General features: G+C 68.2%; 12 protein-coding genes. 4 read left to right on the plus strand and 8 right to left on the minus strand.

The window, feature by feature from the left end:
* Window positions 1-91: 91 nt before the first annotated feature.
* Together guaA and guaB are read right to left on the minus strand one after the other, a co-directional pair.
* Complete coding sequence (gene guaA / locus IPG65_RS17050) at window positions 92-1,708, minus strand: glutamine-hydrolyzing GMP synthase (protein ID WP_293192108.1); 1,617 nt, start codon at window positions 1,706-1,708, stop codon at window positions 92-94.
* A 129-nt stretch (window positions 1,709-1,837) separates the two neighbouring features.
* Window positions 1,838-3,307: an IMP dehydrogenase gene (gene guaB, locus IPG65_RS17055; RefSeq protein ID WP_293192110.1), complete on the minus strand. Its 1,470-nt coding sequence runs from the start codon at window positions 3,305-3,307 to the stop codon at window positions 1,838-1,840.
* A gap of 131 nt (window positions 3,308-3,438) precedes the next feature.
* Between guaB and IPG65_RS17060 the strand changes: the two genes are divergently transcribed.
* Window positions 3,439-3,909, plus strand: coding sequence for a DUF4124 domain-containing protein (locus IPG65_RS17060; RefSeq protein ID WP_293192112.1), 471 nt, complete (start codon window positions 3,439-3,441; stop codon window positions 3,907-3,909).
* A gap of 80 nt (window positions 3,910-3,989) precedes the next feature.
* Window positions 3,990-5,507: a winged helix-turn-helix domain-containing protein gene (locus IPG65_RS17065; RefSeq protein ID WP_293192114.1), complete on the plus strand. Its 1,518-nt coding sequence runs from the start codon at window positions 3,990-3,992 to the stop codon at window positions 5,505-5,507.
* Window positions 5,508-5,953: 446 nt separating this feature from the next.
* Here the strand turns inward: IPG65_RS17065 and IPG65_RS17070 are convergent, their stop codons facing one another.
* A complete protein-coding gene (locus IPG65_RS17070) occupies window positions 5,954-6,262 on the minus strand; it encodes an RnfH family protein (protein ID WP_293192116.1) in 309 nt (102 codons plus the stop codon).
* A 29-nt stretch (window positions 6,263-6,291) separates the two neighbouring features.
* Complete coding sequence (locus IPG65_RS17075; RefSeq protein ID WP_293192118.1) at window positions 6,292-6,744, minus strand: type II toxin-antitoxin system RatA family toxin; 453 nt, start codon at window positions 6,742-6,744, stop codon at window positions 6,292-6,294.
* A gap of 84 nt (window positions 6,745-6,828) precedes the next feature.
* Here IPG65_RS17075 and smpB point away from each other — a divergent pair, with 84 nt between their 5' ends.
* Together smpB and IPG65_RS17085 are read left to right on the plus strand one after the other, a co-directional pair.
* Complete coding sequence (gene smpB, locus IPG65_RS17080) at window positions 6,829-7,308, plus strand: SsrA-binding protein SmpB (protein ID WP_293192120.1); 480 nt, start codon at window positions 6,829-6,831, stop codon at window positions 7,306-7,308.
* A gap of 92 nt (window positions 7,309-7,400) precedes the next feature.
* Window positions 7,401-7,799: an ATP-binding protein gene (locus IPG65_RS17085; protein ID WP_293192122.1), complete on the plus strand. Its 399-nt coding sequence runs from the start codon at window positions 7,401-7,403 to the stop codon at window positions 7,797-7,799.
* A gap of 117 nt (window positions 7,800-7,916) precedes the next feature.
* Here IPG65_RS17085 and IPG65_RS17090 read toward each other — a convergent pair whose 3' ends face one another.
* The 4 genes from IPG65_RS17090 to typA all read right to left on the minus strand — a co-directional run bounded on the left by IPG65_RS17090 (window position 7,917) and on the right by typA (window position 12,924).
* Window positions 7,917-9,050 (minus strand): enoyl-CoA hydratase/isomerase family protein, encoded by a 1,134-nt coding sequence (locus tag IPG65_RS17090; protein ID WP_293192124.1) that lies wholly within the window; start codon window positions 9,048-9,050, stop codon window positions 7,917-7,919.
* A 70-nt stretch (window positions 9,051-9,120) separates the two neighbouring features.
* The gene (locus tag IPG65_RS17095) at window positions 9,121-10,032 is read right to left on the minus strand and encodes a DMT family transporter (RefSeq protein WP_293192127.1); all 912 of its coding nucleotides are present in this window, start codon (window positions 10,030-10,032) and stop codon (window positions 9,121-9,123) included.
* 19 nt (window positions 10,033-10,051) lie between these two features.
* Entirely contained in the window at window positions 10,052-11,029 is a 978-nt protein-coding gene (locus IPG65_RS17100) for a phytanoyl-CoA dioxygenase family protein (protein ID WP_293192130.1), read from the minus strand.
* A gap of 65 nt (window positions 11,030-11,094) precedes the next feature.
* Window positions 11,095-12,924 carry a translational GTPase TypA gene (gene typA / locus IPG65_RS17105; protein WP_293192132.1) on the minus strand — a complete coding sequence of 610 codons (1,830 nt, stop codon included), beginning with the start codon at window positions 12,922-12,924 and terminating at the stop codon, window positions 11,095-11,097.
* Between the last annotated feature and the right edge of the window lie 5 nt (window positions 12,925-12,929).

The following is a 12,929-nucleotide window of genomic DNA, read 5'->3' on the forward strand; positions in this document are numbered from 1 at the left end:
AGTTCCGCAAGCAAGCGCAAAAAAGCCCGCAGTGACGCGGGCTTAGGTGGGGTTTACTTCTCGTTGGTTCCTGTTGGTTCCGCTTCCAGATTCATTCCCACTCGATCGTCGCCGGTGGCTTGCTGCTCACGTCGTAGGTGACCCGGTTGATCCCGCGGACTTCGTTGATGACCCTCGAAGACACCTTCTTGAGCAGCGCATAGGGCAGCTCGGCCCAATCCGCCGTCATGAAGTCGCTGGTCTGCACGGCGCGCAGGGCAACGACGTAGTCGTAGGTGCGGCCGTCGCCCATCACGCCCACGCTTTTGACGGGCAGGAAGACGGTGAAGGCCTGGCTGGTCAGGTCGTACCAGGTCTTGCCGGTGGCCTCGTCGCGGAAGTTGCGCAGTTCCTCGATGAAGATGGCGTCGGCGCGGCGCAGCAGGTCGGCGTAGTCCTTCTTCACCTCGCCCAGGATGCGCACGCCCAGGCCGGGGCCGGGGAAGGGGTGGCGGTAGACCATCTCGGGCGGCAGGCCCAGCGCCACGCCGAGCTCGCGCACCTCGTCCTTGAACAGGTCGCGCAGCGGCTCCAGCAGCTTCAGGCCCAACTGCTCAGGCAGGCCGCCGACGTTGTGGTGGCTCTTGATGGTCACGGCCTTCTTGCTCTTGGCGCCGCCGCTCTCGATCACGTCGGGGTAGATGGTGCCCTGGGCCAGGAAGGTGGCGCCCTTGTGCCCTGCCCCGCCGGCCTTGAGCCTGGCGGCCTCCTGCTTGAACACGGTGACGAATTCGCCGCCGATGATCTTGCGCTTGGCTTCGGGGTCGCTCACGCCGGCCAGTTTGCCGAGAAACAGTTCGCTGGCATCGACACGGATCACCTTCGTGTGCAACTGCCCTTCGAACATCGCCATGACCATGTCGCCCTCGTTCAGGCGCAGCAGGCCGTGGTCGACGAAGACGCAGGTGAGCTGGTCGCCGATGGCACGGTGGATCAGCGCGGCAGCCACGCTGGAATCGACGCCGCCCGAGAGGCCGAGGATCACCTCCTCATCACCCACCTGATCGCGGATGCGCGCCACCGCTTCGGTGATGTGGTCCTTCATCACCCAATCCGGCTTGGCGCCGCAGATGCCGAGCACGAAGCGGTTGAGGATCGCCTGGCCCTGCACGGTGTGCGTGACCTCGGGGTGGAACTGCACGCCGTAGAAGTGGCGTGCCTCGTCGGCCATGCCGGCGATGGGGCAACTGTCGGTGCTGGCCATCAGCTTGAAGCCGGGCGGCAGCTCAGTCACCTTGTCGCCGTGGCTCATCCACACCTTGAGCATGCCGTGGCCTTCGGGGGTGCTGAAGTCCTGGATGCCCTTGAACAGTTCGGTATGGCCATGGGCTCGCACCTCGGCGTAGCCGAACTCGCGCTGGTGCGAGCCCTCGACCTTGCCACCCAGTTGCTGCGCCATGGTCTGCATGCCATAGCAGATGCCCAGCACCGGCACGCCCAGTTCGAACACCGCCTGGGGCGCCCGGTCGTCCACCTCGTAGACGCTGGCGTGGCTGCCGGAGAGGATCACGCCCTTGAGGTGGCCGTCGGCGGCGTACTCGCGCACCCAGTCACTGCTCACGTCGCAGGGATGCACTTCGCTGTAGACGTGCGCCTCGCGCACCCGGCGCGCGATGAGCTGGGTGACTTGCGAGCCGAAGTCGAGGATGAGGATCTTGTCGTGGGCCATGGGATGTCTTCGCGGTCAGACGGGTGGATTGAACGGGAATTCAAGCAGAATCACGCGAAAGCCCGCGTATTCATTGCACTGATAGCTACCATATAGATAGCTATCGGGTAGCGTGCCGTGCGCCCCCCGTCAATCCGCCCGGTAGTTGGGCGCTTCCTTGGTGATCTGCACGTCGTGCACGTGCGACTCGCGCATGCCGGCGGCGGTGATCTCGACGAACTCGGCCTGGTGGCGCATGTCGTCCACGGTCGCGCAGCCGCAGTAGCCCATGCTGGCGCGCAGGCCGCCGGCCATCTGGTAGATGATGGCGACGACGCTGCCCTTGTACGGCACGCGGCCTTCGATGCCCTCGGGCACCAGCTTGTCGGCGTTGGGGTTGCCGGTGCTGCTCTCCTGGAAGTAGCGGTCGGCGCTGCCCTGCTGCATGGCGCCGATGCTGCCCATGCCGCGGTAGCTCTTGTAGCTGCGGCCCTGGAACAGCACGATCTCGCCCGGCGCCTCTTCGGTGCCGGCGAACATGCCGCCCATCATCACGGTGTGCGCGCCGGCGGCGATCGCCTTGGCGATGTCGCCCGAGTAGCGGATGCCGCCGTCGGCGATCAGCGGCACGCCCGTGCCTTGCAGCGCGGTGGCCACGTTGTCGATGGCGGTGATTTGCGGCACACCGACGCCCGCCACGATGCGGGTGGTGCAGATGGAGCCGGGACCGATGCCGACCTTCACGCCATCGGCCCCCGCCTCCACCAGCGCGCGCGCCGCGGCGCCGGTGGCGATGTTGCCGCCGATGACCTGCACCTGCGGGTAGTTCTGCTTGACCCAGCGCACGCGCTCGATCACGCCCTGGCTGTGGCCATGCGCGGTGTCCACCACCAGCGCATCGACGCCGGCCTTGACCAACGCCTCCACGCGCTCCTCGGTGCCCTCGCCCACGCCCACGGCCGCGCCCACGCACAGGCGGCCGTTGTCGTCGCGCGCGGCATTCGGGAAGCTGGTCTGCTTGGTGATGTCCTTGACGGTGATCAGCCCCTTCAGGCGGTCCTGGTCGTCGATGATGAGCAGGCGCTCCAGCTTGTGCTTGTTCAGGAGGCGCTTGGCCTCCTCGTGGCCGGCGCCCTCCTTCACGGTGATCAGGCGCTCACGCGGCGTCATGATCTCGCGCACCGGCACGTCGTAGCGGGTCTCGAAGCGCAGGTCGCGTCCGGTGACGATGCCCACCACCCGGCCCTGGTCGATGACCGGAAAGCCGCTGATGTCGAGATCGTCGGACAACTGCATCACCTGCAGCACCGTGTGCTCCGGCGTGATGACCACCGGGTCGCGCAGCACGCCGCTCTCGTAGCGCTTGACCTTGGCCACCTGCGCGGCCTGCTCCTGCGCGGTCAGGTTCTTGTGCACGATGCCGATGCCGCCCTCCTGCGCCATGGCGATGGCCAGGCGCGCCTCGGTGACCGTGTCCATGGCGGCCGACACCAGGGGCAGGTTCAGGCGGATGCGGCGGGTGAACTGGGTGGAAAGAGACGTGTCCTTGGGCAGGACCTGGGAGAACGCTGGCACCAACAACACGTCGTCGAAGGTCAGCGCTTTGCCGAGAAGGCGCATGCTTGGCTCCAAAAAGCGGATTGTACTGAAGCGCCTGGCTTTTCCTGCCCGCGCCGCCGTGCATCGGCCCCTCCGCCGCACGGCGCGACGGCGCCCGCCGGCCACAAGGGCAGGGCTACACTGCCGACCCCATGAAACCCGCCCGCGCCTTGCTCATCGGATGGACCCTGGCCGCCAGCACGGCCGTCACGGCGCAGTACCAATGGATCGACCCCGACGGCCGCCGGGTGTTCAGCGACCGCCCGCCGCCCGCCGAGGTGCCGGCCAGGAACGTCCTGTCCCAGCCGCGCGGCGCCAGCACCGTGGCGGCGCGCGCGGCACCGGCGCCCGCCCAGTACCCCGCCGGCGTGGACAAGGCGCTGGAAGAGAAGAAGAAACAGGCCGACGCCGCCGAAGCAGCCCGGAAGAAGGCCGAGGAAACCAAGCTCGCCACCGCTCGCGCCGACAACTGCAAGCGCGCTCAGAGCGCCAAGGCCGGCCTGGATTCGGGCGTGCGCATCGCCCGCACCAACAGCCAGGGCGAGCGCGAGATCCTGGACGACGCGCAACGCGCCGCGGAGCGCCAGCGCGTGCAGCAGATCATCGCGTCTAACTGCAAATAGTGGCTTCAACCTAAGCCGGCGAAGCCGGAACCAAACAAGCAACACGATGGCTGGCGAACCCGCTGGCGAGGTGAACGACCATGGCAACGACGGCACTGACGGATCGATATGCGGCGAACCTTCATGGCGTACTGTCGTGCTACGACAGGATCATCGTGACCGGCACCCTGCCCGGGGCGTGCTACGCGGGCGGGATGACCAGCTTTCTGTACTCGCGCGGCATCCGCATCTTCGACTACCCGCGCTTTGCCGAGCCGTTGCGCGAGCGCATCCGCGAGCGTGCGCAGCAGGTGTGCCAAGCCGCTGGCGTGCACATCGAACACGTCAACAAGGCCCACATCCGCAAGGAAGAGCTGGTGGCGCGCGTGCTGGCCGAGCGGGGCGACGCGCCGGGGCTGGTGCACGTGATCTCGGCCATGGAATCGTGCCCCAGCTACAAGCCTTGGCTGGACAAGAGCAACGGGCATATTTACCTGCGCCCTGACATGGGCAAGTGCCTGCACTACTACTTCTACTTCATCGACCAGGAGTTCGGCCTGTGCTACCTGCGCGTGCCCACCTGGGCGCCGTTCACGTTGCAGTTCTACTGCAACGGCCACAGCGCACTGGCATGCTCGCTCAGACGCGAAGGCATCGAGTTTGTGCAGGAAGACAACGCCTTCTTGCGCGTGGCCGACCTGCAGCGTGCTCAGGCCCTGGCCGACGCCTTCAACCCCGAACAACTGCACCGGTGCCTGACACGCTATGCGCACTGGCTGTGCCCGGTGGCCGACGTATTTGCCCAGGACGACTGGCACTGGAGCATCCGTCAGGCGGAGTACTCCAGCGACCTGATGTTTCGCAGTGAGCACATCCTGGTGGCGCTGTACGACGCCATCTCGCGCCAAGCGGTGCTGGCGGCCGATGCACCGCGTGTAGCGGGCTTTCTGGGCAAGAAGATCACCCCGACGCTGGCCCAGGAGATCGGCTCGCGGCTGTCCACGCGCATCGAGGGCCGTTGCATCAAGCACTACATGGGCGCGGCCAGTGTCAAGGTCTACGACAAGTTCTCGCGCGTGCTGCGCATCGAGACCACCGTCAACGACGTGAGCTTTTTCAAGCACCACCGCAGGGTGGAACACAAGGGCGCGGCGGCCACGCGGGAGCTGGCACCGCTCAAGAAGTCGATCTACAGCCTGATCGACTTGCGCGAGATTTTGCTGGGCTGCAACCAGCGCTACCTGGCGTTTCTGTCCAGCCTGGACGATCCCAGTGCTGGTGAGCGCAATCTGCAACGGCTGAGCCAGCCGCGCGTGGGCGTAGACCCGGCCGTCAAGGGGTTGAACTTTTTCAACACCACCGACCAAGCCTTGCTCAGAACCTTGCAACACGGCGAGTTCAACATTCACGGCTGGCGCCGTGCCGATCTGCTGGCGCAACTGGATATGTCGGCATCGGCCATGACACGACAGCTTCGCCGCTTGCGTGCGCTGGGCTTGATCAAGAAGGTCACGCATACCTATCGCTATTACCTGACGCGCCTGGGCCGCGCTGCCATCGCCGCAGCGTGCTCGCTCACGCGTTTCAACATCATCCCGGCCATGGCGGCTGCGCACTGAAGTCTTTGCACAAAACATCAAGACTGAGCTGGTTAGAGACTAGAAACGGCAGTTGAACGCGCCCGCCAGTGCCGTGATCGGCGTGGCAGGCAAGGGTGAACGCCGCGGCTCCAAAGGCGCCTGCGCGCCTGTGGACGGCGTGAACGGGGCCGGCCTCTGGACGGCCCGCGCCCTGCAAGGGAGACGACGCGGCGCACTGTTGTGCGCAAGGAGGAGCAACGCCGCATGGCGCGGCGAGCGCGGTGCTGGCGGGCGCGTAGCGCGCTCACCCAAGAGGTGAAGGTCATCGAAGCAGCGAAAGTCAACACCCATGCGGCTTTCCCGAGGGTGGCAAGCGGTCAACTGCCGTTTCTAGGGTCAACCCGTGCCAGATATGCGAGACCAGCTATCTGAACAGTAGCAATTTCGTGCCCGGCGCCTCATCCCGAAGACGCTGAAGGGCCAGTTCAATACCCCGGCTTGGCCCCCGGCCGCCGCTGCGCGAACAGGCCCGCTCCGCGCGCGCCCTGGCGGCCGAAGCGCTCGCGCCGCGCCAGCTTGGGGTCCACGCGCAAGGCCCGGTAGACCTCCACCCGGTCGCCCTCGCGCAGGGGTTGGTCCAGCGCCGCCTTGCGGCCCCACACGCCCACGCGGCCGTCGCCAGCGTTCGGGGCGCCGCTGGCTTCGAGCGCCGCCCGCACCGTGGCGCCCGCGGGCAGGTTCAACGCCACTTCCTGCACCTGCCGCGGCGCGGGCGACCAGGCAACGGTGACCATGACCGCCGGTCCGGGCCGGCCCGGGGCCATCACGCCGCCGCCGCGCCGTACACCTGCTCGGCGCGCTTGACGAAGGCGTCCACCAGGCTGCCGGCGATGCGGTCGAACACCGGCCCGACCAGCGCGGCGAGCACCGGATTGGCAAAGCCGTAGCTCATCTTCAGGTCGACCCGGCAGGCGCGCTGCCCCTCGCTGCCCACGGGGGTAAAGGTCCACACGCCCTCCAGGCGGGAGAAGGGGCCCTTCACCAGGTGCAGGCGCACCTCGCGCCCCGGCACGTGCTCGTTGCGGGTGGTGAAGCTCTGCCTGACGCCCTTGAAGGCGATGCCCACCTCGGCCGTCATCCCCGTCGTGGTTTCCGCCAGCACCGTCGCATGGTCGCACCAGGGCAGGAACTGGGGGTAGCGCGGCACGTCGGTCACCAGGTCGAACATCTCCTGGGCGCTGTACCAGATGAGGACGGACTTGTGGACGGATTTCATAGAATGCACGTTTGCCCGTGATTCTAGGCGCCGCCTCCCGGCCGCCGCGCTTGCAAGGCGTCGCTGGCGCCTCATATTGCCCAGATGGCCACCAAGAAACCCAAGTCGCCCAACCCGGTCATCGCCGAGAACAAGAAGGCCGCGTTCAACTACTTCTTCGAGGAACGCTTCGAGGCCGGCATGGTGCTGGAAGGCTGGGAAGTGAAGGCGCTGCGCGCCGGCAAGGCGCAACTGACCGACGGCTACGTGGTGATCCGCAACGGCGAGCTGTTCGTCATCGGCTGCCAGATCAATCCGCTGGGCACGGCCAGCACCCACGTGCGGCCCGATTCGGTGCGCACCAAGAAGCTGCTGATGCACAAGGAGGAGATCCAGCGCCTGATCGGCAAGGTCGAGCAGAAGGGCTACACCCTGGTGCCCATCAATCTGCACTGGAAGAACGGCCGCGTGAAGTGCGAGATCGCCCTGGCCAAGGGCAAGGCCACGCACGACAAGCGCGACACCATCAAGGAGCGCGAGGGCAAGCGCGAGGTGGAGCGCGCCATGAAAGAGCGCCACCGCTGAGCCGCCCCGCCACACGGCCTGCCGTCCGACACCGCGGGAGTCGCGGCGGGACTACACTGGCGCGGTTTCCACACCGCAAGAGGAGCCTCGCCATGAAAGCCCTGATCACCGCCGTCGCCACCGCCGCCCTGCTGGCCGCCTGTGGCACCACCGGCACGTCCCGCACCTCGGCCGCCATGCCCAGCACGCCCACGCAGGCGGCCGATGGCACGTTGATCGGCCCCGACGGCCGCACGCTGTACACCTTCAGCCGCGACGTGGCGGGCAGCGGCAAGTCGGTCTGCGTCGAGACCTGCGCCACCAACTGGCCGCCGCTGGGCGTGGCCGCTGCGGCGCAGCCGAGGGGCGACTACACCATCATCACGCGCGCCGACGGCAGCAAGCAGTGGGCCTTCAGGGGCATGCCGCTGTACTACTTCATCAAGGACACCAAGCCGGGCGACAAGATGGGCCAGGGCATGGGCGGCGTGTGGAACGTGGCCAAGCCCTGAAGCCCCGGTCACCACCACCCAAAGCCGTGGCTTGCCACGGCTTTTTTGTTGCTCATCTATTCATAGCTAGTGGCGCAATATCCACGCTGGCTAAAGCCAGATTTGGCTTGAAATCTCTCACAGCGCGGCCAGCGGATGCCGATGCGCCGGCCAGGGGCTGTCGAAGAACGGCGCCACCATTCCGGGCGTGACGTCCTTGATGCGCGCGGGCTGCCAGCGCGGGGCGTGGTCCTTGTCCACGGCCAGGGCGCGGATGCCCTCCACCGTCTCGCTCAGCGGCCCGGGGCGCAGGTGAAAGCACTGGTGCACCAGCCCGCGCTCCATGCGCAGTTCGTCGGCCAGCGCCATGCCGCGCGCGCGGCGCACCTGCTCCAGCGCCACGTGCAGCATCAGCGGCGAGCGCGTGCGCAGCGCCTGCGCCGTGCCCTGCGCCCAGGCGCCGTCGGCCTGCTCCAGCGCGGCGACGATGGCACCGACCGTGGGCAGGCCGAAGACGCGGTCGATCTCGTCCCGGTGGGCGATCTCGCCGGCGCCCCCGGCTTCGAACCGCGCCGCCACCCAATGCTGCGCGGCCAGCCCGCCGTCCCACGCCGTGCCGGCCAGGTGCGCCCACAGCCCGGGCAGTTGCGCCGAGGGCACGCGGCCGTCGGCGAGCGTGGCGGCCACGGCCTCGGCGCCGGTGAGCACGTGGCCCGTCAGCGCCAGGTATTCGCCCAGGCGGCCCGGCGCGCGGCCGAGGAAGTAGCCGCCGCCCACGTCGGGGAACAGGCCGATGCGCGTCTCGGGCATGGCCATCCGCGTGCGCTCGGTCGCCACGCGGAGAAGGCCGCCCGCGCCGCCCGCCTCCCGCGCCGAAGGCCCCTGGCACAGGCCCATGCCGCCGCCCATGACGATGCCGTCGATGAAGGCGATGAGCGGCTTGCCATAGGTCTGGATCAGGTGGTTGAGCGTGTACTCCTCGGTGAAGAAGTCGCCCAGCGCCGCATCGCCCGCCAGCGCCGCCTGGTGGAAGAAGCGGATGTCACCGCCGGCGCAGAACGCGCCGAAGGGCGCGAAGCCCTCAGGCGCCTTGCCCATGCCGCGCAGGGCCACGGCCTTCACCGCCGCGTCGTGCCGCCACGCGCGCAGGGTGTGGGTGAGCGCGCGGACCATCTCCAGCGACAGCGCGTTCAGCGCCTGCGGGCGGTTGAGCGTGATCAGACCCAGGCCGCCCGGGGTGCGCTCGGCGAGGATGGCGTCGGTGGTGGTCATATCAAAAATGATAGCTTTTGGCGCAATACCCGTGCGGTCTAACGGCCGATTTCATTCAAAACCTGGTGGCTCAGGCCGGGCCGATGCCCGCCGTGCCGCGCTGCCCGGCCCAGCCCATCAGCTCGTTGGCCAGCAGCGCGCCGACGACCAGCGTGCCACCCGCCAGCACCTCGGGCCGCGGCGCCTCGCCGGCGATCACCCAAACCAGGGCAATGCCGAACACCACTTCCAGCAGGCTCAGCAGCGACACCTCGGCCGCGGGCAGCACGCGGGCGCACAGCACCGCCAGCACGCAGGGCACGGCCAGTTGGCCGACGCCCAGCGCGGCCAGCCAGGCCAGGTCGCGCCCGCTGGCCGCGAACGGCCAGGCCAGCGGCCCCATGGCCAGGGTGGAGATGACCGCGCCCAGCAGCACCGCGGGCACCAGGTCCACCGGCTCGCCCTGGGCCTGGCTGCGCTGCGCGATGGTCCACTGGGTGGCGGCGGCCACCGGCACGCCCAGCACGACGATGGAGCCCAGCCAGGCGTCGGTACCCTGGGCCGCGCCCAGTTGCCCCGTGAACATCCACGCCATGCCCGCGCCCGCCACCCCGATGGCCGCCCAGGTGCGGCGCGGCAGGCGCCGGCCCGTGACCAGGCGCGACAGCAGCGCCGTCAGCAAGGGGCCGACGGCCATGGTGACGAGCACGCGCGCCACGCCGGTGAGCGTGAGCGCGACCATGAAGGCGGTGAACATCACCGCCCAGCACAGCCCCGCCAGCCAGAAGGCGCGCCGCCGCCACGGCAGGCGCGCGAACACGCCCAGCCCCTGCCACGCGGGCAGGATGGCCAGCAGCGCCAGCACCGTGAACAGGCTGCGCCAGAAGGTCACTTCGAAGCCCTGCGCGTGCGTGAGCTGGCGCGTGACCACGCCGGCCGTGGACCACAGCAGGGTCACCAGCACCATGGTCCAGGCGGCGCGGGCGTGGGACCACGCCGTCATCACCGAGGCCTGCGGGCCCTCAGTAGTACATCGTGGTGTGGCCGCATTGCGGATTGACCTGCACCACCTTCTGCCGCTCGGCGGGCAGGAAGCGGAAGTAATACGGCTTGGTCGAGGCGCTGGTGTAGTGCGTCACCAGGCTGCGGCGGGTGAGCGACGGGTCGCCGATCTGCGAGCCGCCGTGCGCCAGGTCGGCCGACCAGATGAGCGCGTCGCCCTTCTTGGGCAGGAAGGTCTGCAGCGGCAGGCCGCGCTCGCCGGAGCGCTCGACCAGCGACTTCAGGTGCGCCATGTGCTCCTCGTGCTTGTCGCGCTCGTGGTTGTAGTGCTTGAAGGCGCCGCTGTAGAGCCAGTCCGGCAGGCGATGGCTGCCGGCGTAGTACATCAGCTCGCCGGAGCCGGGCTGCACGTCCTCCAGTGCGACCCAGCTGGCGCACAGGCTCATGGGGTTCTCCAGCACCACGTAGGCGGTGTCCTGGTGCACGGCCTGGGTGGAGCCGCGCTCGAAGTGCAGGCCTTGAAAGGCGAGGATGCCGTCCTCGAACACCGTGGACAGGAACCTGACCAGCGGGTCGGCGAACGAGAGCCTGAGCGCACTGGGCAGGTGCACGTAGGTATCGAGCACCTTGGTCAGCGGCGCGTCGAGGTCGGCCTGGGCCAGCGGCACCACGTCCTTGTCCTGCGGGCCCTGCACCGGCACGCTGGCCAGCAGCGGCGTGTTGTCGGCCTCGAAGGCGGCCTGCAGCTCGGCCCGGTAGGCGTCGATGGCGTCCAGCGGCACGGCGCCTTCGAGGATGACGTAGCCGTTCTCGATGAAAAACTTCAGCTTGCCCTGCAACGCCGCGACGGCCGGATCCTGGGCGGCCTTGCGGTCGAGCACGGCCAGGGCGTCGCGCCGGTCGGTCCACAGGCCGCCGAAGCGGCTGAAGTACTCCGGCTGGGCCGGCGGCGGCGAGGCGAACAGGGAGCGGGCGGACCAGTAGAGCTTGCGTAACATGGCGAAGATTCCTCGAAAAGTCGTTGGGGAACGGATGAAGCGTACAGCGCGGCCAGGGCGCGGGCTCACGCGCCTTCGCGGCTGGCGCGCTTGCGCTCGTGCTCCTTCAGGTGGCGCTTGCGCAGGCGGATGCTCTTGGGCGTGATCTCGACCAGTTCATCGTCCTCGATGAACTCCACGCCGTACTCCAGCGTCAGCTCGATCGGCGGGGTGACCTTGATCGCGTCTTCCTTGCCACTGACGCGGAAATTGGTGAGCTGCTTGGTGCGCGTGGCGTTGACCACCAGGTCGTTGTCGCGGCTGTGGATGCCGACGATCATGCCCTCGTACACCGGATCGTTGGCGCGCACGAACATGCGGCCGCGGTCGTCCAGCTTGCCCAGGGCGTAGGTGAAGATCTCGCCGTCGTCCATAGAGATCAGCACGCCGTTCTTGCGGCCGCCGATCTCGCCTTTGTGCGGCTCGTAGCCGTCGAAGATGTTGCTGATCAGGCCCGAGCCGCGCGTCAGGTTCAGGAACTCGTTGGTGAAGCCGATCAGGCCCCGCGCCGGGATGCGGTACTCCAGGCGCACGCGGCCGCGCCCGTCCGGCTCCATGTTGACCAGCTCGCCCTTGCGCTCGCCCAGCGCCTGCATCACGCCGCCCTGGTGGCCTTCCTCGATGTCGGCCGTGACCAGTTCGATCGGCTCGCAGCGCTCGCCGTCGATGTCGCGCAGCACCACGCGCGGCTTGGAGACGGCCAGCTCGTAGCCTTCGCGGCGCATGTTCTCCAGCAGGATGGTCAGGTGCAGTTCGCCGCGGCCGGACACCTCGAAGATGCCGTCTTCGTCAGTTTCCTTCACGCGCAGCGCTACGTTGGACTGCAGCTCCTTCTGCAGCCGGTCCCAGATCTGGCGGCTGGTGACGAACTTGCCCTCGCGGCCGGCCAGCGGGCTGGTGTTGACGCAGAAGTTGATCGTCAGCGTCGGCTCGTCGATCTTCAGCATCGGCAGCGGCGCGGGCTGCTGCGGATCGGTCACCGTCACGCCGATGCCGATGTCGGCGATGCCGTTGATCAGCACGATGTCGCCAGGGCCAGCCTCGGCGGCCTGTACGCGGTCCAGGCCCTGGAAGGTCAGCACCTGGTTGACGCGACCCTTGTACGAGCTGCCCTCCGGCCCTTCCATCACCAGCACGTCCATGCCGGGCTTGAGCGTGCCGGCATTGATGCGGCCCACGCCGATGCGGCCGACGAAGCTGGAGAAGTCCAGCGCCGAGATCTGCAATTGCAGCGGCGCGGCCGGGTCGCCCTCGTGCGGCGGCACGTGCTTGAGCACGGTCTCGAACAGCGCCGACATGTCGGGGCCCCACTGCTCGCCCTGCGCGCCCTCCTCCAGCGAGCTCCAGCCGTTGATGCCCGAGGCGTAGACCACCGGGAAGTCGAGCTGCTCGTCGGTCGCGCCGAGCTTGTCGAACAGGTCGAACGCGGCGTTGATGACCTTGTCGCAGTTGGCGCCGGGCTTGTCCACCTTGTTGACCACGACGATGGGCTTGAGGCCCAGGGCCAGCGCCTTCTTGGTGACGAAGCGGGTCTGCGGCATCGGGCCTTCCTGCGCGTCGATGAGCAGCAGCACGCCGTCCACCATCGACAGGGCGCGCTCCACCTCGCCGCCGAAGTCGGCGTGGCCGGGGGTGTCGACGATGTTGATGTGCGTGCCCTGCCAGCTGACGGCGCAGTTCTTGGCCAGGATGGTGATGCCGCGCTCGCGCTCGATGGCGTTGTTGTCCATCACGGTGTCCACCATCTTCTCGTGCTCGGCGAAGGTGCCGGACTGGCGCAGGAGCTGGTCCACCATGGTGGTCTTGCCATGGTCGACGTGGGCGATGATGGCGATGTTGCGGATTTGTCGGGTCATAAGTG

The organism is Ottowia sp., from assembly GCF_016703145.1.
Lineage (GTDB): Bacteria > Pseudomonadota > Gammaproteobacteria > Burkholderiales > Burkholderiaceae_C > Ottowia.

Bases quoted from the DNA above. Each gene is read 5' to 3' on its own strand.
- guaA (WP_293192108.1), bottom strand. From the start codon at position 1,708: ATGGCCCACGACAAGATCCTCATCCTCGACTTCGGCTCGCAAGTCACC.
- guaB (WP_293192110.1), bottom strand. From the start codon at position 3,307: ATGCGCCTTCTCGGCAAAGCGCTGACCTTCGACGACGTGTTGTTGGTG.
- IPG65_RS17060 (WP_293192112.1), top strand. From the start codon at position 3,439: ATGAAACCCGCCCGCGCCTTGCTCATCGGATGGACCCTGGCCGCCAGC.
- IPG65_RS17065 (WP_293192114.1), top strand. From the start codon at position 3,990: ATGGCAACGACGGCACTGACGGATCGATATGCGGCGAACCTTCATGGC.
- IPG65_RS17070 (WP_293192116.1), bottom strand. From the start codon at position 6,262: ATGGTCACCGTTGCCTGGTCGCCCGCGCCGCGGCAGGTGCAGGAAGTG.
- IPG65_RS17075 (WP_293192118.1), bottom strand. From the start codon at position 6,744: ATGAAATCCGTCCACAAGTCCGTCCTCATCTGGTACAGCGCCCAGGAG.
- smpB (WP_293192120.1), top strand. From the start codon at position 6,829: ATGGCCACCAAGAAACCCAAGTCGCCCAACCCGGTCATCGCCGAGAAC.
- IPG65_RS17085 (WP_293192122.1), top strand. From the start codon at position 7,401: ATGAAAGCCCTGATCACCGCCGTCGCCACCGCCGCCCTGCTGGCCGCC.
- IPG65_RS17090 (WP_293192124.1), bottom strand. From the start codon at position 9,050: ATGACCACCACCGACGCCATCCTCGCCGAGCGCACCCCGGGCGGCCTG.
- IPG65_RS17095 (WP_293192127.1), bottom strand. From the start codon at position 10,032: ATGACGGCGTGGTCCCACGCCCGCGCCGCCTGGACCATGGTGCTGGTG.
- IPG65_RS17100 (WP_293192130.1), bottom strand. From the start codon at position 11,029: ATGTTACGCAAGCTCTACTGGTCCGCCCGCTCCCTGTTCGCCTCGCCG.
- typA (WP_293192132.1), bottom strand. From the start codon at position 12,924: ATGACCCGACAAATCCGCAACATCGCCATCATCGCCCACGTCGACCAT.